This window comes from Micrococcus luteus, from assembly GCF_022664405.1.
In the GTDB taxonomy this organism is placed as follows: Bacteria; Actinomycetota; Actinomycetes; order Actinomycetales; family Micrococcaceae; genus Micrococcus; species Micrococcus luteus.
On the sequence record NZ_JAKRLB010000023.1, the window covers coordinates 1 to 24,256 of the forward strand.

Genomic DNA, 24,256 nt, shown 5'->3' on the forward strand with positions numbered 1-24,256 from the left:
TCTGCCCGCGCCCGGCCGCCGCCCCCGCGGCCCCGCCCGTCCGCGCGGTGCGGGCCCGCGGCGTCTGCCGGCCGGTGCGGTGCGCGGTCTTGCCGAGCGAGAGCAGGCCGCGGACGGGGGCGAACGTGTCGTTGCCGACCCGGCCGTCCCACACCAGGCCCCACAGCGCGCCCAGCACCGCGGGGCCGCGGGCCAGGTCGGCCGGGTCGCGGTGCGGGTCGGGGCCGCCCGCCCCGCCTGCGCCACCCGCGTCGCCGTCGTCGCCCGCCGCCTGCGCCGCCCGCACCCGCTCCACGAGCTGGGGGAAGAACCAGGCCCCGCCGCCGGCGAGCACCTCGAGCACGGCCGCGCGCAGGGCGGCGTCGGCCGGTGTCTCCTCCGCGGGCTCGGGCAGGCGCAGCGTGAGGTCCACGGCGTCGGCGGGGTGCAGGGCCACCCAGCCGTCGTTGCCGGTGGCCTCCCCGACGCCCGACCACACGTATTCGCCCGTGGCCAGCAGCTCGTCGAGCAGGGCGGGGGCGTAGTCCCGCACGCGGGCGGGCAGCACCAGGGACTCCCACGCGCTCGCGGGCAGGGGCGTGCCGGCCAGCTGGTCCAGGACGGTGGCCACCCCGTCCACGCCCTCGAGCGTGGCCGGCGGCCGCCAGGCCCCGTCGCGCCCCGTCCGCGGCCGCAGGTGCTGCCAGTCGGCGAGGAACCGGGCGTGGGCGGCCTGGTCCACCGGCTCGACCTCGGCGCGCAGCGCGGCGAGGGAGCGCATGCGGATCCGCCGCAGCACCTCGGCGTCGCACCACTCGGCGTCCAGGCCGGCGGCCCCGGGGGTGCCCTCCGGCCGGAACGCGCCCGTGCTCACGCGGCGCTCGGTGGCCAGACGCTGCAGCACCGAGAGCACGACGGCGCCGCCCAGTCCCAGCGCGGCCCCCGCCTCGGCGGCGGTGAAGGGGCCGTGGGTGCGGGCATAGCGGCCCACGAGGTCCCCGAGCGGGTCGTCGACCGGGTCGAGGAATGCGGTGGGCACTCCGTGCGGGATCGGCGTGCCGAGCGCGTCCCGCAGGCGGGCGGCGTCCTCGACGGCGGCGAACCGCTCGACCCCGTCCTGGCGCAGGCGGAACGCGCGGCCGGCGCGCTCGAGTTCCGCCAGCATCCCGGCGACGGCGGCCTCGTCCGCGGCCTCCTCCGTCTCCCCTTCGGCCCGTGTGCGCCGCGCGGCCTCGGCCACGGACAGCGGCCCCAGCAGGCGCAGCAGGTCCGCCACGCCCTCGGCCCCGCGGGCGCGCCGGTCGGGTGCGAGCCGCTGCAGCTGGGCCTCGACCTCCGCGATGACCCCGGCGTCGAGCAGCTCGCGCAGCTCCTCCGTGCCCAGCAGCTCGGACAGCAGCGCCGGGTCGAGGGAGAGCGCGGCGGCGCGGCGCTCGGCCAGCGGGGAGTCGCCCTCGTAGATGAACTGGGCGATGTAGCCGAACAGGATGGACTGGCTGAACGGCGAGGGCGCCGTCGTCGTGACCTCCACGAGCCGGACGGCCCGCGAGGACACCCGCCCCGCGAGCTCCTTGAGCGCAGGGAGGTCGTAGACGTCCTGGAGCACCTCGCGCACGGTCTCCAGGATCACGGGGAACCGCGGGTGCTTCCGCGCCACGTCCAGCAGCTGCGCGGACCGCTGCCGCTGCTGCCACAGGGGGGTCCGCCGCCCGGGGTCACGGCGCGGCAGCAGCAGGGACCGGGCCGCGTTCTCCCGGAACCGGGCGGCGAACAGCGCGGACCCGCCGACCTCCGCCGTGACGATCTCGTCCAGCTCCTCGGCCGTGAACTCGAACAGCTCCGCGCCCGGCGGCTCCGCGTCCATCAGGGGGATGCGCAGCACGATCCCGTCGTCGGCCGCCATCGCCGCGCCCGAGCCGGTCTCCAGCCCGTACCGCTGCGCCAGCCGCGCCCCCACCGCGAGCGCCCACGGGGCGTGCACCGCCATGCCGTAGGGGGAGTGCAGCACCACGCGCCAGTCGCCGAGCTCGTCCGTGAACCGCTCCACCACGAGCGTCTGCTCGGTGGGCAGCACCCCGGTGGCCTCGCGCTGGTCCTTCAGGTAGGCCAGCAGGTTGTCCTGCGCCCACGGGTCCAGGCCCGCGGCGGCCAGGCGGGTGCGGCCGGCCTCGGGGTCCGCGTCCAGCTCGCGGCGGAAGCGCCCGACGGCGTCGCCCAGCTCCGCCGGCCGGCCCGCGGCGTCGCCCCGCCAGAACGGGAGCTTGCCGGGCTGCCCGTAGGCGGGCAGCACCAGGACGCGGTCCGCGGTGATGTCCACGATGCGCCAGCTCGTGGCGCCCAGCAGGATGACGTCCCCCACGCGGGACTCGTAGACCATCTCCTCGTCGAGCTCGCCGACCCGGCGCCCGCCGGAGCGGGCCGAGCCCGCGGACGCGGAGCCCGCCGACTCGGCCGTGTCCCCGGCCGCCGCGCCGCCGGGGGTGCCGTCCGCGCCGCCGTCGGAGGCCAGGAACACCCCGAACAGGCCGCGGTCCGGGATGGTGCCGCCCGAGGTGACCGCGAGGCGCTGGGCGCCGGGGCGGGCGGCGAGCGTGCCGTTCTCCCGGTCCCACAGGATGCGCGGGCGCAGCTCGGCGAACTCGTCCGAGGGGTAGCGGCCGGCCAGCAGGTCGAGCACGGACTCGTAGGCGGAGAACGGCAGCGTGGCGAACGGCGCGGACCGGCGCACGAGGTCGAACCACTCCTGCGCGTCCAGGTCCGCGACGGCGACGGCGGCCACGGTGTGCTGGGCGAGGATGTCCAGCGGGTTGGCGGGGATCCGCAGCGACTCGATGCGCCCGGCCGTCATGCGCTCGGCCACGACGGCGGTGTCCACGAGGTCGCCCCGGTGCTTGGGGAAGAACACGCCGCGGGAGACCTCACCCACCTGGTGGCCGGCGCGGCCCACGCGCTGCAGACCGGAGGCCACCGAGGGCGGCGACTCGACCTGGATCACCTGGTCCACCGCGCCCATGTCGATGCCCAGCTCGAGCGAGCTCGTGGCCACGACGCAGCGGATCTGGCCGGTCTTCAGCGCCTCCTCGACGATGGCGCGCTGCTCCTTGGACACGGAGCCGTGGTGGGCGCGGGCGAAGTCGGAGACGGTGCCCGATCCGGTGCCGGTCTGCCCGGCCACCTGGGCGGGGCCGTGGAAGCCGGTCGGGTCCGGTGTGCGGAAGCCGGGGACGGCGTCCGGGTGCTCGGCCGCGGCGGCCGCCTCGGCGCGGGCCTCCCAGATCTCGTTGAGCCGACCGGTGAGGCGCTCGGCCAGGCGCCGGGAGTTGGCGAACACGAGCGTGGAACGCCGCTCGGCCACCAGGTCCACGATCCGCTCCTCGACGTGCGGCCAGATGGACCCGCCCGTCACCGCGCCCTCGTCGCCGAGCCCGCCCGTCGAGGAGCCGGGCCCCAGGTCGTGGGCTGCGGCGGGGGAGGAGAGGTCCGTCAGGTCCGGCACCGGCACCGTGACCGTCAGGTCCCAGCGCTTGGCCGAGGCGGGCCGCACCACCGTCACCGGCTGCGTGCCGCCGAGGAACCGGGCCACCTCGGCGGCCGGCTCGACCGTGGCGGACAGGCCGATCCGCTGCACCGGCGTGTCCAGCAGGGCGTCCAGGCGCTCGAGGGAGACGGCCAGGTGGGCGCCGCGCTTGGTCCCGGCCACGGCGTGCACCTCGTCCACGATCACCGTGCGGACCCCGGCCAGCGCCGCTCGGGCCTGCGAGGTGAGCATGAGGTACAGCGACTCGGGCGTGGTGATGAGGATGTCCGGCGGATCCTGCTGCAGGCGCCGCCGCTCGGCCGCCGGGGTGTCCCCGGAGCGCACACCCACCCGCACGCGCGGCACGGGCCTGCCCTGGTGCGCGGCGGTCTGCGTGATGCCCACCAGCGGGGCCCGCAGGTTCCGCTCCACATCCACGCCGAGCGCCTTCAGCGGCGAGACGTAGAGGACGCGGGTGGCCGCCGTCCCCTCGGTGGCGGGCTCGCGCACGAACGAGTCGAGCGCCCAGAGGAAGGAGGAGAGGGTCTTGCCCGAGCCAGTCGGCGCGATCACCAGCGCGTGCCGCCCCGAGGAGATCGCGTCCCACGCGCCGAGCTGGGCCGGCGTCGGGGCCTCGAACGCGCCCGTGAACCAGGCGCGCGTGGGTTCGGTGAACCGGCCCAGGACGACGTCGGCCGCGGGCGTGGCCGAGCCCGCTGCGGTCTCCGCGGGCCCGCTCATGCGTGGTGGTATGGTCGGCCGGCGGAGATCTCCTGGGCTCGGTAGACCTGCTCCGCCAGGATCAGCCGCACGAGCTGGTGCGGGAAGACGAGCGGGGACAGGGACCAGACGCGGTCCGCGCGGGCGTGGACCCGGGCGTCCACCCCGTACGCGCCTCCGATCACCATCGTCACCGGGGCGCCGACGTCGAACCGGCTCTGCAGGTGCCGCGCCAGACCCGGCGAGTCGAACGCCGTCCCCCGCTCGTCCAGCAGGATCAGGTGCTCGTCCGCGCCGACCGCGCCCAGGATCCGGTCCGACTCCTCCGTGCGCGCCGCCTCCTCCTGCCGCGCGGAGTGCGGCAGCAGACGCCACGAGAGGTCGTAGGGCTTCTTGAGGCGCCGCTCGTAGCGGTCGATCCCGTCGACGACCCACGCCTCATGCTTCTTGCCGATGGCCAGCACCCGAACAGACATGGCCCCATGATCGCACCGGCCGCGGACACGGTACGGGGGTCGGCCCCCGCCGCTCGGTTACGCTCGCCGGGGCGGGGTGCCTGGCTCCGCACCGGAAGGGGGCCCATGACGTCGACCGCACGGTCCCCGCGGGTGTCCCGCCGCGCCGCGCTCGGCCTCGGGGTCGGCGCCCTCGCGGTGGGCGGGGTGGCCGTCGTCACCGACCTGGCCGGCGCGCCCGCCGGGCCGCTGGGCGCCAACGCGACGGCCCTGTACGGCATGCGCAGCTCCACCGGGCACACGTACGCGGCCCTGCCCGGGCGCGCCGGACGCATCGACGTGTACCGGCCGCCGGGCCAGGGCCCGTTCCCGGTCCTCGTGTGGAACGCGGGCTCCGGCTGGCGCAGCGATCGCGGCTACAGCGACGGTGTCGACGTCGCCCGCGGCCTGGTCCCGCACGGCTACGCCGTCGCCGCGTTCTCGGTGCGCAGCTCCAAGCAGGGCACGTTCCCCGCCCAGGTGGAGGACGCGACGGCGGCGGTCCGCTGGGTGCGGCGCAACGCCCCGGGCCTGCAGCTGGACGCGGGGCGGGTGGCCGTGGCCGGCTCGTCGTCGGGCGGTTGGAACGCCCTCATGGCCGGCCTCACGGGCGGACAGGACCTGGACCGCGAGCAGGTGCCGCTGCCCGGCCGGGAGGTGCCCGACGGCGGCCACGCGATCCCGGAGGAGGACCGCGTCCACGCGATCGTGGACTTCTTCGGCCCCACGGACTTCCTGAGGATGAACCGCCAGATGCTCCCGGGCGCGTGCGCGGACTACAACCGCGCGAACCGGCTCGAGCACTGCCACCTCGACGACCACAGCACCAAGTCGGACATGCTGGGGGTGCCGGTCCTGGCCTCGGGCGGCCTGACCCGGCTGGCCTCGCCGATCGCGCACGTGCGCCCGGACTCGCCGCCCCTGCTGGTCGTCCATGGGCGCAAGGACGTCACGGTCCCGTGGGGACAGAGCCTCGAGCTGTACCGGGCCGCCGAGGCCGCCGGACTGCGCACCGCGTTCTACTCGGTGGCCGAGGGCGGCCACGACCTGGGCATGATGACCGCGAAGACCCGCAGCGCTGAGGTGCTCCGCACCGGTGTGCCGGCCAGTGCCGTGCACGCCTCCATCTCGTGGTCCGCGGTGGCCTCGTTCCTGGACGCCGTCCTGCCGCGCTGAGCCGGCGGCCGGACCCGCCCCGGCATGGCGAAAGCCCGGGAGCACGAGGCTCCCGGGCTGCACATCTGGCGGTGACGGTGGGATTTGAACCCACGGTACGGGGTTACCGTACACAGCATTTCGAGTGCTGCACCTTCGGCCGCTCGGACACGTCACCAGACCAGGACACCCTACCCGAGCCGTGGCGGCGCGCCCAAACCGGTCGCCCGCCGTCGTCGGGCACGGGCGCGTTCAGTCGCGCTGTGCCGCGAAGAACCCCCGCAGCAGCGCCGCGCTCTCCTCGGAACGGACGCCGGCGCGGACCTGCACCCGGTGGTTGAAGCGGGGGTCGCGGACCACATCCAGCACCGATCCGCACGCGCCCGCCTTCGGGTCCCACGCCCCGAACACGACGCGCGGAATCCGGGCCAGCAGCAGCGCACCGGCGCACATGGGGCAGGGCTCGAGGGTCACCACGAGGGTGCAGTCCGTCAGGCGCCAGCCGTCGCCCGCCCCGGCGGCGGCCCGCAGCTCCGCTCCGCGGCGCAGCGCGAGGACCTCGGCGTGGGCGGTGGGGTCGTGGTGCTGCTCCCGCTCGTTCCCGACGACGGCCAGGACGGTCCCGTCGCCGGCCACGAGGGCGGCGCCGATCGGCACGTCGCCGGCCGCCCCGGCCGCGCGGGCGGCCCGGAGTGCCAGGCCCATCCACGCGTGCTCCTGCTCAGCCGTGGGCGCGGGGGAGGGGACGGGGGCGGACACGCGGCCAGCCTAGCGGCGGTGGCGGCGCCCCCGCGGGCGCGGGCTCGGGCGGAGGGGCGCGCGCGGGCGGTACCGTGGGCGCCATGCGCGTCCACATCGTCGACCACCCGCTCGTGGCCCACAAGCTCAGCGTCCTGCGGGACAAGAAGACCCCGTCCATGATCTTCCGGCAGCTCACGGAGGAGCTTGTGATGCTGCTCGCCTACGAGGCGACGCGCGACGTGGCCATGGAGGAGGTGCGGATCGAGACCCCGGTGACCGAGACCACCGGCTTCCGGCTGGCCCGCCCGCGTCCGCTGGTCGTGCCGATCCTGCGCGCGGGGCTCGGGATGCTGGAGGGGATGACCAAGATGGCGCCGTCCGCCGAGGTCGGGTTCCTCGGCATGGCCCGCAATGAGGAGACGCTGGACATCGTCACCTACGCGGAGCGGCTGCCCGCCGACCTGTCCGGGCGTCACGTGTTCGTCCTGGACCCCATGCTGGCCACGGGAGGCACGCTGATCGAGGCCATCCGCTTCCTCTACCAGCGCGGCGCGGCGCGGGTCACGTGCCTCTGCCTGCTCGGAGCGCCCGAGGGCATCGGGCGGCTGGAGGCCTCGCTGGGCGACGTCGAGGTGGACCTGTACCTGGCCGCCGTCGACGAGCGCCTGGACGAGCGGTCCTACATCGTCCCCGGCCTCGGCGATGCCGGCGACCGGCTCTACGGTCTGGCGGAATGACCTGAACGGACCTCCGCGTCCGCCACGAGACGACCACGGCCCCCGCCCCCACCCGGCGGGGACCGTGGTCGTCTCACGGGAGCGTCTCCGGCGGGGACGTCAAGCGGAGCCGCGAATGTGTCGTCCATTTAGTGGACGTCATGGCCCGCTGTGACCCGTCATTATGGCGTCATATGGAATGCCTGGAAGTCGCCTGCATAAATATTCCGCATACGCACTGGTCCTGCGGTGCACTCTCCCCTGTCGAACAATGAAAAGAGTCCCGCGGGCGAGCCGAGCGACGGCGCGACGCTATTCCGATCCGCGAATAGTGATGTTGAGCACATTCAGGACTCTTCTTCTCAAATAATGAGACAAAAGTGCGAACGTTACTTGCCAGTCCCCTCGGTGAAGTCACATTCTTGTCATGTGACGCCTCGTCCGCCGCACCGACCGAGCGGTGGAGGGGCCATGAGCCGAAAGAGGAGTGGTGGCCATGGGTCAGTCCGCCGGATACGTGCACATCTCCGTCCGCAACGCGCAGCGCCGGGCCGACGGCATGTCCCGCCGAGGCCAGGCCCGCGCAGGCCTGCGCCTGGCCGGTGGCACCGACGCCCCCGACTCCCAGACGGCGCCGACGCCGGTCCTGGCGCCGAACGGCATCCCGGGTCCCCAGGCGGTGGCCCGGGAGAACGAGGCCCGCGGGTTCGTCATCTACGTGGGCATGGACGAGCTGGCCGCCTCGGCCGCCGGCACCTCCCTCACGCGGCTGGCCAACGAGCTGCGCCACTACGTGGAGTCCCTCGTCCCCGGGGCGGAGTCGCACGCCGCCGTCGCCCTGGCCCCCGCCGGGGCCGAGGGCCGCGACCTCGAGGTCGTGCGCCAGGTGCTCGGCGATCCGACCGTGCAGGGCGGTGCCAGTCCCGACCTGGCACAGGCGCCGGCCCCCGTGTCCACGCGCCAGCCCGGTGTGCTGATCGACCTGTCCCGGCGCGAGGTGCAGCTGGACGGCGAGTCGCTGAACCTCACCTTCAAGGAGTTCGAGCTCCTGAACTACCTCGTGGAGAACGGTGAGCGCACCGTCGGCCGCGAGGAGCTGCTCGACGCCCTGTGGCGCAACGCCGACGAGGTGCCCAACGAGCGCACCATCGACGTGCACATCCGCCGACTGCGCGCCAAGCTCGGCCGCCTGGCGAACACCGTGCGCACCGTGCGCGGCCAGGGCTACCGCTTCTACCGCCACCCCGAGGTGGTCGTGTGGGCGGCGCCGGAGTACTGCATCTGACCTGCGCCCGCCCGTGTCCGGCGACGGCCCCCGCTCACCCGAGCGGGGGCCGTCGCCGTAGCCTGGCCGCATGAGCACCGCCGACGCGAAGACCCTGATCGTCCTCCGGCACGCCAAGGCCGGCTGGCCCGACGCGGCCGACGACCATGCCCGCCCGCTCGCCGAGCGAGGCCACGCCCAGGCGCCCGCCGCCGGCGACTGGCTCCGCGAGCACGACCTCGTCCCGGACGCCGTCGTGTGCTCCGATGCGCTGCGCACCCGTCAGACGTGCGTGTGGGTGTGCGAGCGCCTGGGCGAGCTGGCACCCACGCCCTACCTGGACCCGCGGCTCTACGGCGCCGACGCGGCGCGGGCCCTGGCCGTCGTCAACGAGACGGAGGAGACCACGCGACGGCTGCTGGTGGTGGGCCACATGCCGTGGGTGCAGGAGCTGGGCATGCGGCTGATGAGCCTGGACTCGGACCAGGACGCGGCGCTGCGCATGAGCGAGCACTACCCGACGCTCGGGATGCAGGTGTTCCGGGTGGAGAAGCCGTGGGCCGAGCTCGACGGCCGCGACGCCGCCCTGACGCACTTCGTGGTTCCGGGGCGCTGACCTCCGCGGCGGCGCGCGTGGCAGAGGCGCGCCGACATGACGAAGGCCCCGCTCCAGCAGGAGCGGGGCCTTCCGATCGTGCGCCCAAAGGGATTCGAACCCCTGACCTTCTGTTCCGTAGACAGACGCTCTATCCAGCTGAGCTATGGGCGCATCATCCGATCCGCCGGAGCGGCTCGAACTCGTAGAACACTACAGGACCTCTCCGGCGAAGTGCAAATCGACGGTCTGCGGCGGTCTGTGTCGGGGGTGTGGCGGGGGCGCGGCCATGATAGCCGGGCTCGGGTACCATGGCAGGACCGTGCGGCCACAACGATGTGGTGCGCGCTTCGGCGGTGCACGCATCGGAGTGGACGGGACGGAACGGCCCCGGACCCCAATGGGAGGACTCTCCACCATGGCTGACAACGCCACCACCTCGTTCGCGGATCGCGCCCTGGCGGACGCGCCCACGGACTACGCCCAGCTGCGCGAGTGGGTCGCTCAGATTGCAGAGCTGACGCAGCCGGACTCCGTCCAGTGGGTCGACGGCTCCGAGGAGGAGCGCGACCGCCTCGCGGACGAGCTCGTGGCGGCGGGCACCCTGACCCGCCTGGCCGAGGACAAGTTCCCCAACTCCTTCGCCGCGTTCTCCGATCCCGCCGACGTCGCCCGCGTGGAGGACCGCACCTTCATCTGCTCCGAGAAGGAGGAGGACGCCGGCTTCACCAACAACTGGATGGACCCGGCGAAGATGCACGGCATCCTCGACGACGCGTTCACCGGCGCCATGCGCGGCCGCACCATGTACGTGATCCCGTTCGTGATGGGCCACCTCGACGCCGAGGACCCGAAGTACGGCGTGGAGATCACCGACTCCGCCTACGTGGTCCTGTCGATGCGCATCATGGCCCGCATCGGCCAGGACGTGCTGGACAAGATGTCCCGCGAGCAGGCCTTCTACGTGCCGGCCGTGCACTCCGTGGGCGCCCCGCTGGAGCCGGGCGAGCAGGACGTGCCGTGGCCGTGCAACGAGACCAAGTGGATCGTGCACTTCCCCGAGGAGCGCTCCATCTGGTCCTTCGGCTCCGGCTACGGCGGCAATGCCCTGCTCGGCAAGAAGTGCTACGCGCTGCGCATCGCCTCCGTGATGGCCCGGGACGAGGCCTGGCTCGCCGAGCACATGCTGATCCTCAAGCTGACCAACCCCGAGGGCCGGTCCTACCACATCACCGGTGCCTTCCCGTCGGCCTGCGGCAAGACCAACCTCGCCCTCATCGACCCCACGATCGAGGGCTGGAAGGCCGAGACCCTGGGCGACGACATCACCTGGATCCGCGCCGGCAAGGACGGCGAGTTCCGCGTGATCAACCCGGAGACCGGCTACTTCGGCGTCGCCCCCGGCACCGGCTGGTCCACCAACCCGAACGCCATGCGCGCGATCTCCAAGGGCAACTCCATCTTCACCAACGTCGCCCTCACCGACGACGGCGGCGTGTGGTGGGAGGGCATGACGGACGAGGTCCCCGAGCACCTCACCGACTGGCGCGGCAACGACTGGACGCCCGAGTCCGGCACCCCGGCCGCCCACCCGAACTCCCGGTTCTGCACGCCCATCGAGCAGACGGACATGCTGGCCGACGAGTACCGCGACCCGCGGGGTGTGAAGCTGGACGCCATCCTGTTCGGCGGCCGCCGCAAGACCACCGTGCCGCTGGTGACCGAGGCCTTCGACTGGGAGGACGGCATCCTCAAGGGCGCCACCCTCTCCTCGGAGACCACCGCGGCCGCCGCCGGCGCCGTCGGCGTGGTGCGCCGCGACCCGATGGCCATGCTGCCGTTCCTCGGCTACGACGCCGGCGACTACCTGGCCCACTGGGTCAGGGAGTCCGGCAAGGCCGACCCGGAGAAGCTGCCGCGCATCTACCTGGTCAACTGGTTCCGCCGCAACCGCGACGGCGGCTTCGCCTGGCCCGGCTTCGGCGAGAACTCGCGCGTCCTGAAGTGGGTCGTGGAGCGCCTCGAGGGCAAGGCCGAGGCCGAGGAGACCCCGATCGGTCTCGTGCCGGCCGCGGGCTCGCTCGACCTGTCCGGCATCGAGGTGTCGGCCGAGGACCTCGAGGACGCCCTCAAGGTCGACGCCGCGGAGTGGGCCGAGGAGAACGAGCTCATCGAGCAGTGGCTCGGCCGGTTCGGCGAGTCGCTGCCCGCCGTCGTGCGTGAGCGCTTCGAGGCGCAGAAGGCCCGGTTCGCCCAGGCCTGAGCCCCGCCGCACGCGGAACGGCCCGCACCCGTGAGGGGTGCGGGCCGTTCCGCGCTCCGGGGCCGGATCAGGCGGCGAGCCAGAGGTCCGGGCCGAAGATCTCGTAGCGGATGGACGTCGCGGGCACGCCGGCGTCGATCAGCTTCGAGCGGGTGGACTGCATGAACGCGAGCGGGCCGCACAGGATGTAGTGCCCGTCGCGGGGCAGTTCGACGTCGTCGAAGTGCATCACACCCTCGACGGTCGTGACGCCCTCGGGGTCCTGTTCGGGTCGCACCCCGAGGAAGAGGCGGGCGTCACCGTGCGGCAGCGCCGCCAGGGACTCCGTCACCTGTTCCCGCAGGGCCACGGCCTCCCAGGACGCGTCGCCGTGGAAGAGGAGGACCTGGCGGTCCGAGCCCTGCTGGGCGAGGGCGTCCATGATCGCCGCGGCCGGGGTGATGCCGATGCCGGCGGTCGCCAGGACCAGGGGAGCGGTGGAGTCCTCGTCCTCGAGGGTGATGTCGCCGTAGGGGTTGGACAGCTCGATGACGTCGCCGACCTCCACGTTCTGGATGAGCATCGGCGACACCTCGCCGCCCTCGTCCAGCTTCACGGTGATGACGCGCTCGGTGGTGGACCCGGCCTTCTCGGAGAGGGAGTACTGGCGGCACTGGCGCAGGCCGTCCTCGACCTTCAGTCGTACGGACACGTAGCCGCCGGCCTTGCCGCGGGTCTGCGGGGTGTCGTCGGCCGGCTCGAAGCGGAAGGTGACGGCCGCGTTGCCGGTGGGCTCCTTCGCGACGACCTTCCAATCCGTCCACATCCTGTCGTTGGCCTGCTGGGCGTAGAGGCCCTTCTCGATCTTGATGAGGGCGTCGGCCATGAGCCAGTAGACCTCGGTCCAGGCGTCGGCCACCGCGGGGGTGACGGCGTCGCCGAGCACCTCGCCGATGGCCCAGAAGAGGTTCTCGTAGACGATCGGGTACTGCTCCTCGACGATGCCGAGGGCGGTGTGCTTGTGGGCGATGCGGGACAGGACGGCCTCGGGCAGGGTGCCCGGGTTCTCGAGCAGGTGCACCGCGAACTTCACGATGGAGCCGGCGAGGGCCTGCGCCTGCTCGCCGTTGCGCTGGTTGGCGCGGGAGAAGACGCCGTCGAGGAGCTCGGGGTGGGCCTCGAACATGTGGGCGTAGAACAGGGGCGTGATCTCCGGCATGTGCTCGGCGACGACGGCGGCGGTGGCCTCGATGACGGGGCGGGACTTCTCGGACAGCACGGGGGTCTCCGTCTCCTCGGTGGGGAATCTTGCGCTGATTTTGCCAGATTACACCCGGCCGTCGCCGCCGGGAACTCGCCCCCGGCCCGTTCCGTCAGTGCGCCACGGGGATCTCCGGCAGGCCCAGCAGCACGGGCCCGCCGACAGGCCCAGCGCTCACCAGATCCCGGATCCGCACGGTGTCGAGCTCGGCGAGGAAGGCCTCGCGTGCGCGGTGCAGGGCGCCGCGCAGGCGGCAGTCGCCGGCGTAGGGGCACGCCACCCCGGAGTCGCGCCCGGCGCAGTCGATCACCTCGTCGCGGCTGCTCAGCGAGCGCACGAGCTCGCCCACACGCTGGTCCAGACCGGCCGCGGCGATCATGGCCCCGCCGTGCCGACCGCGCAGCACCTCGATGGTCCCGCGGCGGCGCAGCTCGGCGACCGCCTTGATCACGTGGTTGTAGGGCACCTGGATCCGGTCCGCGATCTGCTGGCTGGTGAGCCGTTCGCCCTCGGCGGCCGCGAGCGTCATCAGCACCCGCAGGCAGACGTCGGTGTAGGCGCTCAGCTTCATCCCCCCATCATCCCACCGGTGCACGGCCCCGCCGCGCCTGCGGTGTCCGGGCCGGTTGGCATACTGACGCCATGGACGCCACCTCGCACCCCGACGCCGGCCCCCGCCTCCCCGAGACCTCCGTACCGGGGGGCGACGCCGCGCTGCACGAGGAGGCCCTGGCCGTCCTGCGTCGGCTCGTGGACCGGACGGACGCGCGATTCAAGGACGGGCAGTTCGAGGCGATCGAGGCGCTCGTGGCCCACCGCCGCCGCGCCCTGGTGGTGCAGCGCACCGGCTGGGGCAAGTCCGCCGTGTACTTCGTGGCCTCCCTGCTGCTGCGCGCCCGCGGCGCAGGGCCCACCCTGATCGTCTCCCCGCTGCTCGCGCTCATGCGGGACCAGGTCGCGGCCGCGGCCCGGGCGGGCGTGCGCGCGGTGTCCGTGAGCTCGGCGAACGCCACGGAGTGGGACGAGGTCCGCGCTCGGCTCGCGGCGGACGAGGTGGACGTGCTGCTGATCTCGCCCGAGCGCCTCACGAACCCCCGGTTCCGGGACGAGCAGCTGCCGGACCTCGTGGCGCGCATGGGCCTGCTCGTGGTGGACGAGGCCCACTGCATCTCCGACTGGGGACACGACTTCCGGCCGGACTACCGCCGCATCCGGGACCTGATCGGGCTGCTTCCCGCCGAGGGGCCGCGCGCGGTGCCCGTGCTGGCCACCACCGCCACGGCCAACGCCCGTGTGGTGGCGGACGTGGTGGAGCAGCTCGGCGTCGCCTCCGAGCAGGACGTGTTCGTGCTCCGCGGCCCCCTGGCCCGCGCCTCGCTGCGCCTGGGCGTGCTGCGCATGCCCAGCCCGGCCGCGCGCCTGGCCTGGCTCCTCGACCACCTCGGGGACCTGCCGGGCTCCGGGATCGTCTACACCCTCACCGTCTCCGCCGCCGAGGACACGGCGCGCGCCCTGCGCGAGGCGGGGCACGAGGTGGTCGCCTACACGGGCCGCACGGACCCGGAGCGTCGCGCCGAGATCGAGGAGGACCTCAAGGCAAACCGGGTGAAGGCCGTCGTGGCCACCTCGGCGCTCGGCATGGGCTTCGACAAGCCGGACCTGACGTTCGTGGTGCACCTCGGTGCGCCGGGCTCTCCCGTGGCGTACTACCAGCAGGTCGGCCGCGCCGGCCGAGGGACGGACCACGCGGACGTGCTCCTGCTGCCCGGGCCCGAGGACCGTCGCATCTGGGAGTACTTCGCCACCGCCTCCATGCCGGACGAGGAGCAGGCGCGCGCCGTGCTGGGGGCGCTCGCGGACCACGGCGGGGCCCTCTCCGTGGCGGCGCTCGAGCCGGCCGTGCGGATCAAGCGCACCTCCCTGGAGCTGCTGCTCAAGGTCCTCGCCGTGGACGGGGCGGTCGAGCGGGTGGGCGGCGGCTGGCGCGCCACCGGGCGGGAGTGGACGTACGACGCCGAGCGGTACGCCCGCGTGGCCGAGGCCCGCCGGGCCGAGGAGCGGCTCATGCTCGACTACCAGACCACGGACCGGTGCCGCATGGAGTTCCTGGCCCGCACCCTGGACGACCCCACCGCCGCGCCGTGCGGCCGCTGCGACGTCTGCGCCGGCCCCTGGTACCCGACGGGATCGGACGGGGCGGCGCGTGAGCGCGCGGAGGCCGCCCTGCGCCGCACCGGTGTGCCGATCGAGCCCCGTCGCATGTGGCCCTCGGGCATGGACCGGCTCGGCGTGCCCGTCAAGGGGCGCATCGCGTCCGAGTCACAGGCCGAGGAGGGCCGCGCGCTCGCCCGCCTGACAGACCTCGGGTGGGGCACCGTCCTGCGGGACCTGCTGGACCGGGAGGACGCCCCGGTGCCGGAGGAGGTCCTGCGGGGCGCCGTCGACGTCCTGGCCGGCTGGGGGTGGCGGACGCGGCCGATCGCCGTCGTCGCGATGCCCTCGCGCACCCGCCCGCAGCTGGTGGGGTCGTTCGCCGAGGGGATCGCCCAAATCGGCCGGCTTCCGTTCCTCGGCTCGCTCGAGCACGCGCGCGGCGGCCCCACGGCCGGGCCGGGCGGCAACAGCGCCTACCGGCTCGGGTCCGTGTACGGCCGGTTCGCCGTCCCCGAGTCGATGGCGCAGATGCTGCGCACCGCCCCGGACGCCGGCCGCCACGGCCCCGTGCTGCTCGTCGACGACCTCGTCGACTCGCGGTGGTCGCTCGCCGAGGCTGCGCGGGTGCTGCGCGAGGCCGGCGCCCAGGGGGTGCTGCCGCTCGTCCTCGCCCAGGCCGGATGAGCCGCCGCGGTCAGCGCTCCGCGCGGACGATCGCCAGCACGGCGTCGCGGAGCGCCTCCATGGTGGCGGCCGTGCGGGCCTCGCCGTTGTAGCGCAGGAACGGCTCCGTGTTGGACGGGCGGAGGTTGAACCACCACGTGCCGTCCTGGGCGGCGACCGTGGTGCCGTCCATGCGGGTCACCGTGGTGGCCACCCCGGCGAAGTCCTCGTGCACGGCCTGGCCCTCGCCGACGCCCTCGCCCACGGCGGGGGCGAACTGCGCCACCACCGCGGCCACGGCGGCGTCCTTGTCCACGACCTGCGAGTTGATCTCTCCGGAGGCCACGTACGGCTCGTACTCCTCGGCCAGCTCGGACAGCGGCTGCTCCTGGCCGCCCAGGGCCGCCAGCACGTGCATGGCCGCGAGCATGCCGGTGTCCGCGTTGAAGAAGTCGCGGAAGTAGTAGTGCGCGGAGTGTTCGCCGCCGAAGACGGCGGACTCGGCGGCCATGACCGCCTTGATGAAGGAGTGGCCCACGCGGGTCTCCACGGCCCGGCCCCCGTCGGCCGCCACGAGCTCGGGGACGGCGCGGGAGGTGATCAGGTTGTGGATGACCACGGGGGTCTGCTCACCGTCGGCCTTCGCGCGGGCGATCTCGCGGCGGGCCACCAGGGCGGTGACCGCGGAGGGGGAGACCGGGGCGCCCTGCTCGTCGATCACGAAGCAGCGGTCGGCGTCGCCGTCGAAGGCCAGGCCGATGTCCGCGCCGTGCTCCACGACGGCGGCCTGCAGGTCCCGGAGGTTCTCCGGTTCCAGCGGGTTGGCCGGGTGGTTCGGGAAGGTGCCGTCCAGCTCGAAGTAGAGCGGCTCGATCTCCAGCGGCAGGGCGGCCAGCTCGGCGTCGCCGAGGACAGCCGGGGTGGTCTTGCCCGCCATGCCGTTGCCCGCGTCCACCACGACCTTCAGGCGGCGCACCCCCGTCAGGTCCACGAGCGAGCGCAGGTACGCGGCGTAACCGGGGAGGATGTCCTCCTCCGTCACGGTGCCGGTGGTCTCGGCCGCGGGGATCTCACCGGCGTCGAGGTAGGCCTGGGCCGCGTCGCGGATCTCGAACAGCCCGGTGTCCGAGGAGACCGGCACGGCGCCGGCCTGGGCCATCTTCATGCCGTTGTACTCGGCCGGGTTGTGCGAGGCGGTGAACACCACGCCAGCGGCCTGCTTCACGCCCGCCGCGTAGTAGAGCATGTCCGTGGAGATCAGCCCCAGGGTGACGACGTCGGCGCCGCGGCGCGTGGCACCCTCGGCGAAGGCCGTCATGAACGCGGGCGAGGAGGGGCGCATGTCCCCGCCGACCAGCACGGTCTGACCGGCCAGGCCCAGCACGTCCACGAAGGCCGCGCCCACCGCGCGGACGCTCTCCGCCGTGATGGATTCGCCCACGATGCCGCGGACGTCGTACGCCTTGAAGGAGTCGTGCAGGTCGAGGGAGGGGGTCGAGGTAGTCACCCGACCGATCGTAGTGGACAGCCTGGATACAGTGAGGGCGTGCCCCCGACCACTCCGCCCCCGAGCGCGGGGCCCCCGGCCGTCCCGCCGTCGGGACCCGCGCCGGCCGCTCCCGGGGAGCCCGCGTACCGCAGGCTGCTGATCGGGCTGTTCCTGGCGGGGGTGGCCACGTTCGCCCAGCTCTACTCCCCGCAGGGCCTGCTGCCGCTCGTCAGCGACGACCTGGGCGTCCCCGCGGACCGTGCCGCCCTGCTCGTCTCCGCCAGCACACTCGGCCTCGCCCTGTCGGTGGTGCCGTGGTCCGTGGCCGGGGACCGGTGGGGCCGCCGACGCGCCATGGTGGTCTCGATGGTCTCCGCCAGTGCGTGCGCGCTCACGGGCGTCCTCGCACCCACGTTCGAGGCCATGCTGGGCCTGCGCCTGCTCGAGGGCATGGCGCACGGGGGTGTCGCGGGACTCGCCGTGGCGCTGCTGGCGGAGGAGGTGGTCCCGCACGCGGTCGCGGCGGCCGCCGGCACCTACATCGCCGGCACCACCCTCGGCGGGCTCTCCGGCCGGCTCCTCGCCCTGCCCGTCGCGGAGGCGTCCTCGTGGCGCGGCGGGATGCTGGCCGTCACCGTGGTCGGGGTGCTGTGCACGGTCGGCTTCCTGGCGATCACGCCGCGTGCCCGACGTTTCACGCCGTCGCCCACCTCCCCGGCGACGCTCGTGCGCATCGTGCGCGGTCACCTGCGCTCGCCGGAGCTCGTCGCCGTCTACCTGCAGGGGGCGCTGCTGATGGGCGGGTTCGTGGCGCTGTACAACTTCGTGGGGTACCGCCTGCTCGGCCCGCCGTTCTCCTGGACGCCGACGGCGGCCGGGCTCGTCTTCCTCGCCTATCTCGCGGGCACGTGGTCGTCGCCGCGCGCGGGCCGGCTGGCCGCGCGGGTGGGACGGCTGCCCGTCCTGGCCGGCGCGACGGCGGCCATGGCGGCGGGCGTCGCCCTCACGCTGGTCCCGCATCCGGCGGTGCTGGTGCCCGCCCTCGTGCTCGTGACGGGCGCGTTCTTCGCCGCCCACGCCGTGGCCTCCGCATGGTCCGGGACGGCCGCCCCCACGGGCCGCGCCCAGTCGACCTCCCTGTACAACTTCGCGTACTACGCCGGCTCGAGTCTCTTCGGCTGGCTGGGCGGCGTGTTCCACGAGTCCCACGGGTGGCCGGGGACGGTGCTGATGGTCCTGGCCCTGGTGCTGACCGCCCTGGTGAGCGCCGTCGTCGTGCTGCGCGGACGCGGGACGGCCCCGGCGCGCTGAGCCGGGGCCGTCGTGGGGGCGGGTGTCAGCGGGCCGACCCGCGGGTCACCAGCCGAGGGCCTCGGCATCCGTGCCGGTGGCGGACCGGGCCTGGTCGCGCCAGGCGGCGAGGACCTCCGGGTCCTGCAGCTCGAGCCACGCGATCATCTGCTGGTAGGTCACGCAGTAGGTGTCCTCCTCGACGCAGACCTCGCGCATGACCTTCTCCACAGCCGGGTTGAACGCGTTGAGACCCCAGTCGTTGAAGTGGTTGCCGAAGACCAGCGGGGCGCGGTTGCCCGCGAACGCCGAGTCCTACATGTAGCGGTAGGTGCGGTACTGGAAGTCGGTGAGTCGGGCGACGTCCTCCGGGATGTCCTTGCCGCCGTTGCCGGAGATCCAGAAGTTGTAGTCCATCGCCATCACGAACGGGCTGGCCGCGTCCTTCTCGGCGAGCACGGGGGACCAGGTCATCGGCATCTCGAACTCCCAGATCCCGTCCTCCTGGTAGGGCCAGGCGACGCCGGAGGCGGCCGCGGCACGCGACGTGTCGTACTCGAGTCCGTTGTCCTTCCACATCGGGACGAGCTGGTCCCACTCCCCGTCGAGGCAGGGCAGACGTCCGCCCTTGACGTCGTCGGGGGTGACCTCCAGCGCCGGCAGGGAGCTGCCCGGGTTGTAGGCGCCGGGGTCGGAGAGGATGTCCGCGAACGAGCCGTACTCCCGCTCCCACTCGGCCGTGGACCACTGGTCTGCGCCGTACCTCGTGGGCGCGCACAGGTGGCCCGCGTAGTGGGTGCCGATCTCGTGGCCGGCGGCGTGGGCCGTGTTGATGTTCTCGATGCGCTGCGCCACCTCGGCCTCGTCGCCGCCGAACTCCGTGCCCACGTAGCCGGGCTCGTTGCCGGGCGCCGTGTAGTTCTCCCGGTTGGCGGTCTCGATCAGGTTGATCGCGGACTGGAACACCGTGAACTTCGCGTCGGAGTCCGCCGCCGCGTCCAGGAAGGTCTTCCAGCGCGCGTCCTGACGGCCGCCGTCGAAGGAGAAGAGGACGAACTGCGGCGGGCGCTCCTCCGCCGTGAAGGCCCGCATCGGCACGCCCTCATGGGAGCGGGCGGCCAGGGGGACCGCGGGGCCCGCGGGGTCTGCGGCGGCCGACGGCGAGCCCTCGCCGGACGACGCCGCAGCCTGCGAGGAGGCCGCATCCGAGGACCGTCCCTGCGAGGACGAGGCCTCGGATCCGTCCGCAGATGCGGGCGAGGAGACGGCAGCGTCCGTGGCGCCGGAGGACCCGGCTGCCGTCCCCTCGTCCCCCTGCGGGGCGGCGCAGCCGACCAGCACGAGGGCGAGCGCCACCGACGTCCCCCACCAGCGGCGTCGCCGGGGCGAGGGGGTGTCGACGGTGCGGGCGGACGGGCGGGGGAAGGACATGCGGTCTCCTGGCTCGGTCGAGTGGCGGGCGGAGTGTCTCCTCCCTGGCCGCCGTGACCAGGCACGGAGAACTCCACGCTCCACCGTAGGCGAGGCCCTCGGTGGCTCTGGAGCCCTGGCAGAACTGTGACCAGGTTGTGATGTGGCGCCGCGGCCGCCGGCATGGCCCTCGCGGGCCACACCTAGACTGGAGGCATGGAATATCTCGTCCCTGTCCTCGCGGTGGTCGTCATCGGCGCCCTCGCGTTCGCCGCCGCCCGGTGGATGTCGGCCGGTCGAGCGCGTCAGGCGGCGGACCAGCGCACGCCGTCCGGCCGCGGGCTGGACATCGGACCGGAGCGGGCGCGTCTGGCAGCGGGGCTGCTGGACGAGGACGCCCATCGGCGCGTGTACGGGCACATCGCCCAGAGCCGCGTGATGGAGGCCGTGCGCGACTACCGCGCCCACACCGGGCGCGGCCTGAAGGACGCCGTCATGGACGTGCAGTCCCTCGCCGTGCATCCGCAGGTCTACTCCGAGCCGGCGCAGGAACCGGACGCCACGTCCGCCGGAGTCGCGGGGCCCGTTCCCGCCGATCATGGGGAGCCCCACCGGGACGACGCGGCCCCGGCCGACACCCCCGGGCCGAAGCGGCCCGGACAGGATTCGAGCGGGCGGGGGGAGCCGGACGCCCAGACGCCCGATCGCGAGACCTCTGACGCCGTGGCCGAGGACGACGCCCGGCAGGACACCGACCACGCCTCGGCCGCGCCGCGTCCGACGGCGCCGTCCGCCGACGAGTTGACGACCCTGACCGTCCCGGCCGAGTGGACCGCCGCCCCCGCCGAGGAGGAGCTCCCCTTCGAGGTCGAGGTGATGCGGGGGACGGAGTCCGTCCGGCTCTCCTCGCAGGACCTGCCGCCGTGGCTGCGCGACCAGCTCTCCGCCATGGTGCGGGACGGCAACCTCGAGTCCGCCGCCGTCCAGCTGTCCAGCCACTCGGAGCTCTCCGTCCCGGAGGCGTACGAGCTGCTGCGCCGCATGCGCGAGCGCCGCGGGGAGGGCTAGTCACCAGCCGGTCGACACGTCAGGTCCCCGCGCGCAGACGCGAAGAGGGCCGGAATCGCGTGGATTCCGGCCCTCTCTCGCGGAGACGGGGGGATTTGAACCCCCGGCCCAACTTTCGTCGAGCCCTTCATTAGCAGTGAAGTCCATTCGGCCGCTCTGGCACGTCTCCTCCGTCCGGCGCGCCTCGCACGGGGCGACGCGCGGTCAGACCGGTTCAGCTTAGCGCGCCAGGCCAGGGCAGGGCAAAGGAGCGGCGTGCTCACGGACGGATCACCACCGCGCACGAGCGGGGCCCCGGATCCATGGATCCGGGGCCCCGCGTGATCTGTCAGTCGTCCGGCCTGAGGCCGACGCGTCCGTTCAGATCAGATGCGATCCTTGCGGTCGTTGCGGCCGTCGAGGTCGCGATCGGTGGCGTCGCCGTCGACCTTGACGTCCTCGTGGCGGACCTCCTCGGTCACCGTCTCGGTGTCCTGCACCTGGCGCTTGCCCAGGGAGACCTTCTCGGCGTCCACGGTCTTGTTGACGACCGGGGTCTCCTCGTAGGTGGTCACCTCGACGTCGCCGTCGCGGCCGGCGGTGCGGGCCTCGGCGGAGTTCGGGTCGACGGACTCGCGCTCCACCACGACCTCCTCGCGGGTGACGGGCACCTCGACGGTCTCGGTGGTGGTGTAGGCCTGCTTGCGCAGACGGACACGGCCGGAGGCGCGGCGCTCGGTGCCGACGTTCAGGTGCTCGTCCTTGACGACGACGGAGTCGGCGTCGGTCACGTCGCGGCGGTCACGGTCGGTCACGTCGCGGCGGTCGCCGTCCACGACGGCCTCGTCGCGGCGGTCGGCCACGCCGGCCACACCCGCGGTGCCGGCCACGCCGGCGGCGCCGGCGTCGGTGCGCACGTCGTCACGACGCACGTCGCCGTCGTGATCCGCGGCGGAGTACTCCATGGAGTAGTACTCGTAGATGCGCTGCTCCTCCTCGGGGGTCAGCGAGCCGTCCGCGTCCACGTTCGGGGCGTCCTTCACGAAGGACTTCTCGAAGGGCACCGTGATGCCGTCGGCGGTGGTCTGGGCCTGCTGCAGCGGCACGAAGGTCTCGCGGGCGCCGAACAGGCCGGTCTTCACCGTGACGAAGGTGGGCTCGTTGGTGACGTCGTCGAGGTAGACCTGACCGACGGAGCCGATCTTGTCGCCGTCGGTGGCGAAGACGGTGGAGTTCTGCAGCTGGTCGAGAGCGTTGCGGTCCATGAGGAATTCTCCTTCTGAATTGGTGTTTTGTTGCCTTACGCTCATTCACAATTCCCCATGGGCCCGAGTGGCGTCAACCATTGGCCCCCCAGATTCCCAATTCCCAGACTTCTCCCAGAATCTCGGTGTGATCCGCATGATTACGCGGATCCTCCGTCCGTGCCTGCTGTGGATCCTGGGGGATCGGTGGGAGTGTGGCGCATGCGGTTCGCGACCCTTGACGGCCACCGATATTGTGTGGAATATGCGCGCCGCAGGCGTGAAAACGATCCCGAGGAGAGTGGAGGCCCCATGTCCGAGCCCCTGGTGGCCGAGCGCCGCCTCGCAGTGGTGGGAGCCGGCCCCCGCGGCGTCATGCTGCTGGAGCGGATCCTCGCCCGGCTCGAGGGCGCGGCCCCGGACGCACACCCCCGGCGGCTGCGCATCGACGTCGTGGACCCCTACCCGCCCGGGCCAGGGCGGGTGTGGCGCACGGACCAGTCCGAGCTGTACCTCATGAACACCCCCGCGTTCTTCCCGACCGCGTGCGCCGCCGACAACCCCGGTCTGCGCCCCTCCACCGCCGCCCAGACCTTCGACCAGTGGCGTCGCGTGCACCCGGAGGCCAGCCTCGGCGTACGCCGCCACCAGTACCCGGCCCGAGCGGTCTACGGGCGCTACCTCCGGCACCTGTACAAGGACGTCGTCGCGGGGCTGCGCGCCCGCCCCGAGGTCGTCGAGGTCGTCGAGCACCGCGCGGAGGCCACCGCCCTGCACCCCCGGCCCGACGGCGGCGCCCGCCTCGAGCTGCGCGACGCCGACGGTGCGGTCTCCGCGCTCGACGCGGACGCCGTCGTGCTCTGCCTGGGCCATCAGCCGGCGGAGCTCAGCCCCGGCCAGAACCGGATGGCCGCCGCCGCGCGGAGCAGGGACGAGCTGCACTACCAGGGCCCGCAGATCCCCTCGGACGTGGACTGGGAGACCGTGGAGGCCGGGGCGGACGTCCTCGTGCGGGGCATGGGCCTGAACGCGTTCGACCTGCTGGCCCAGCTCACCCAGGGCCGGGGCGGGGTGTACCGCCGCACCGGCGACGGACCCGGCCGGGCCCTGCGGTACGAGCCGTCGGGGGACGAGCCGCGCCTGCACCTGATGTCCCGCCGCGGCATCCCGTACCTGCCCAAGGCCGAGGTGGACGCCTTCGTGCCCCGCGGCGTCACCCTCAGCTACCTCTCCGACGCCGCCGTGGACGACCTCGCCGCCCGGCACGGGGCCCTGGACCTCGCCGAGCACCTCTGGCCGCTGCTGCACCGCGACGTGGTCCGGCACTACTACGCCACGCTCGTCCGGGCCCAGCCCGAGATCCTCGGCGGGCCCGTCGAGGCGCGCCGGTTCCTCGGCGAGCTGGTCGGCCAGCTCGAGGAGGCCGGCCGCGGCGCCCCCGTGACCTCCGCGCACGCCGAGGAGCTCCTCCAGCGGTACGCCCCCGGCCGCCGCTTCCTCGACATCCTGGCCTATGGGTCCCCGTTCGAGGACGCCGTGTTCACCTCCCATGAGGACTATCAGCGGGCCGTCGCGGACCTCATGGAGCAGGCCTGCGTGGAGGCCGCCCTCGGGGAGGAGTCCCCGTTCATGATGGCCGTCGGCGCGCTCCATGCCGGCCGACTGCGGATCAAGGCGTGGATCGCCGAGGGCCGGATCGCCGAGGCCTCCCGCATCCGGGACGTCCAGGGCTGGTTCGAGCCGCTGGTCGAGGGCCTCGCCTCCGGCCCGCCCCTGTGGCGCGTCGAACAGATGCTCGCGGTGCACCGGGCCGGCCTGCTCACCTGGGCCGGCCCCGCGCCCGTGGTCGAGGCCGAGGAACACGCATTCACCGCCCACAGCCCCCAGGTGGGCGCGCAGGACTCGCTGGGGCCCGCCGTCGTCGAGGGGGCCTGGCTGGTGGAGGCGATGATGCCGCCCAACCGCGTGCAGGCCGCCGCCTCCCCGCTGGTCCGTCAGATGCTGGCGGACGGCGTCGCCGCGGCCGGGACGTGGGAGGACGAGGAGGGTGTGCGCGTGCCCGCCACCGGCTTCGACGTCACGGCCCGCCCGTACCGGCTGCGGGCCGCGGACGGCACGGTCCACGCGGACGTGTTCGTGCTGGGCCTGCAGCTCTCGGGCGTGCAGTGGGGCACCGCGATCGCGGCCGAGGCCGGGGCCGATCCGACCGGACGTGCCCTCTTCCTCGCCGACGCCGACGCCGCCGCGGCGGCCGTGCTCGCCGGCTGAGCCCCCA

At 73.7% G+C, this 24,256-nt stretch carries 18 protein-coding genes and 3 tRNA genes; 9 read left to right on the top strand and 12 right to left on the bottom strand.

The genetic code is table 11. The features are described 5' to 3' along the window. Both MF605_RS10045 and MF605_RS10050 read right to left on the bottom strand, forming a co-directional pair. On the bottom strand, positions 1–4,237 hold a 4,237-nt coding region (locus MF605_RS10045; protein WP_242821280.1), incomplete at its 3' end, for an ATP-dependent helicase. Then, positions 4,234–4,692 (bottom strand): 23S rRNA (pseudouridine(1915)-N(3))-methyltransferase RlmH, encoded by a 459-nt coding sequence (locus MF605_RS10050; RefSeq protein ID WP_174232859.1) that lies wholly within the window; start codon positions 4,690–4,692, stop codon positions 4,234–4,236. The genes MF605_RS10045 and MF605_RS10050, both read right to left, overlap by 4 nt. Before the next feature lie 105 nt (positions 4,693–4,797). On the opposite strand from MF605_RS10050, the gene MF605_RS10055 reads away from it, so the two are divergent. After that, on the top strand, positions 4,798–5,886 hold the full coding sequence (locus MF605_RS10055) for an alpha/beta hydrolase (RefSeq protein WP_134415941.1): 1,089 nt from the start codon (positions 4,798–4,800) through the stop codon (positions 5,884–5,886). Positions 5,887–5,952: 66 nt separating this feature from the next. Here the strand turns inward: MF605_RS10055 and MF605_RS10060 are convergent. Together MF605_RS10060 and MF605_RS10065 are read right to left on the bottom strand one after the other, a co-directional pair. Then, a tRNA-Ser gene (locus tag MF605_RS10060) sits at positions 5,953–6,043 on the bottom strand. A 74-nt stretch (positions 6,044–6,117) separates the two neighbouring features. Continuing rightward, a complete protein-coding gene (locus tag MF605_RS10065) occupies positions 6,118–6,624 on the bottom strand; it encodes a nucleoside deaminase (RefSeq protein WP_060775573.1) in 507 nt (168 codons plus the stop codon). Between the two features lie 83 nt (positions 6,625–6,707). Here MF605_RS10065 and upp point away from each other — a divergent pair, with 83 nt between their 5' ends. From upp to MF605_RS10080, 3 genes are all read left to right on the top strand, one after another. Further along, positions 6,708–7,343 (top strand): uracil phosphoribosyltransferase, encoded by a 636-nt coding sequence (upp, locus tag MF605_RS10070; RefSeq protein ID WP_119217943.1) that lies wholly within the window; start codon positions 6,708–6,710, stop codon positions 7,341–7,343. 475 nt (positions 7,344–7,818) lie between these two features. Further along, complete coding sequence (locus tag MF605_RS10075) at positions 7,819–8,607, top strand: winged helix-turn-helix domain-containing protein (protein WP_036341497.1); 789 nt, start codon at positions 7,819–7,821, stop codon at positions 8,605–8,607. 70 nt (positions 8,608–8,677) lie between these two features. After that, a complete protein-coding gene (locus tag MF605_RS10080; protein WP_002854135.1) occupies positions 8,678–9,202 on the top strand; it encodes a SixA phosphatase family protein in 525 nt (174 codons plus the stop codon). 79 nt (positions 9,203–9,281) lie between these two features. On the opposite strand, the gene MF605_RS10085 is transcribed toward MF605_RS10080, so the two are convergent. Next, positions 9,282–9,355, bottom strand: a tRNA-Arg gene (locus tag MF605_RS10085). Positions 9,356–9,599: 244 nt separating this feature from the next. Here MF605_RS10085 and MF605_RS10090 point away from each other — a divergent pair. Next, a complete protein-coding gene (locus MF605_RS10090; RefSeq protein ID WP_049147908.1) occupies positions 9,600–11,444 on the top strand; it encodes a phosphoenolpyruvate carboxykinase (GTP) in 1,845 nt (614 codons plus the stop codon). 67 nt (positions 11,445–11,511) lie between these two features. On the opposite strand, the gene MF605_RS10095 is transcribed toward MF605_RS10090, so the two are convergent. Both MF605_RS10095 and MF605_RS10100 read right to left on the bottom strand, forming a co-directional pair. Beyond that, on the bottom strand, positions 11,512–12,702 hold the full coding sequence (locus MF605_RS10095) for a globin domain-containing protein (RefSeq protein ID WP_134415939.1): 1,191 nt from the start codon (positions 12,700–12,702) through the stop codon (positions 11,512–11,514). Between the two features lie 94 nt (positions 12,703–12,796). Beyond that, positions 12,797–13,255, bottom strand: a complete 459-nt coding sequence (locus MF605_RS10100; RefSeq protein WP_002858036.1) for an RrF2 family transcriptional regulator — start codon at positions 13,253–13,255, stop codon at positions 12,797–12,799. 71 nt (positions 13,256–13,326) lie between these two features. Here MF605_RS10100 and MF605_RS10105 point away from each other — a divergent pair, with 71 nt between their 5' ends. After that, a complete protein-coding gene (locus MF605_RS10105; protein ID WP_134415937.1) occupies positions 13,327–15,522 on the top strand; it encodes a RecQ family ATP-dependent DNA helicase in 2,196 nt (731 codons plus the stop codon). Between the two features lie 10 nt (positions 15,523–15,532). Here MF605_RS10105 and MF605_RS10110 read toward each other — a convergent pair whose 3' ends face one another. Next, positions 15,533–17,008, bottom strand: a complete 1,476-nt coding sequence (locus tag MF605_RS10110) for a phosphomannomutase/phosphoglucomutase (protein WP_134415935.1) — start codon at positions 17,006–17,008, stop codon at positions 15,533–15,535. Positions 17,009–17,149: 141 nt separating this feature from the next. Here MF605_RS10110 and MF605_RS10115 point away from each other — a divergent pair, with 141 nt between their 5' ends. Further along, a complete protein-coding gene (locus MF605_RS10115; protein ID WP_279638162.1) occupies positions 17,150–18,301 on the top strand; it encodes an MFS transporter in 1,152 nt (383 codons plus the stop codon). Between the two features lie 45 nt (positions 18,302–18,346). On the opposite strand, the gene MF605_RS10120 is transcribed toward MF605_RS10115, so the two are convergent. Then, positions 18,347–18,499, bottom strand: a complete 153-nt coding sequence (locus tag MF605_RS10120) for a hypothetical protein (RefSeq protein ID WP_242821281.1) — start codon at positions 18,497–18,499, stop codon at positions 18,347–18,349. Positions 18,500–18,595: 96 nt separating this feature from the next. After that, positions 18,596–19,711, bottom strand: coding sequence for a polysaccharide deacetylase family protein (locus tag MF605_RS10125; RefSeq protein ID WP_242821282.1), 1,116 nt, complete (start codon positions 19,709–19,711; stop codon positions 18,596–18,598). Between the two features lie 195 nt (positions 19,712–19,906). Between MF605_RS10125 and MF605_RS10130 the strand changes: the two genes are divergently transcribed. Then, complete coding sequence (locus MF605_RS10130; protein WP_134415933.1) at positions 19,907–20,758, top strand: hypothetical protein; 852 nt, start codon at positions 19,907–19,909, stop codon at positions 20,756–20,758. An 80-nt stretch (positions 20,759–20,838) separates the two neighbouring features. On the opposite strand, the gene MF605_RS10135 is transcribed toward MF605_RS10130, so the two are convergent. Together MF605_RS10135 and MF605_RS10140 are read right to left on the bottom strand one after the other, a co-directional pair. Then, positions 20,839–20,927: transfer RNA gene (locus MF605_RS10135), tRNA-Ser, on the bottom strand. Between the two features lie 196 nt (positions 20,928–21,123). Continuing rightward, positions 21,124–22,002 carry a PRC and DUF2382 domain-containing protein gene (locus MF605_RS10140; protein ID WP_049146144.1) on the bottom strand — a complete coding sequence of 293 codons (879 nt, stop codon included), beginning with the start codon at positions 22,000–22,002 and terminating at the stop codon, positions 21,124–21,126. 291 nt (positions 22,003–22,293) lie between these two features. Between MF605_RS10140 and MF605_RS10145 the strand changes: the two genes are divergently transcribed. Continuing rightward, positions 22,294–24,249: an FAD/NAD(P)-binding protein gene (locus tag MF605_RS10145; RefSeq protein WP_134415931.1), complete on the top strand. Its 1,956-nt coding sequence runs from the start codon at positions 22,294–22,296 to the stop codon at positions 24,247–24,249. Positions 24,250–24,256: the final 7 nt, after the last annotated feature.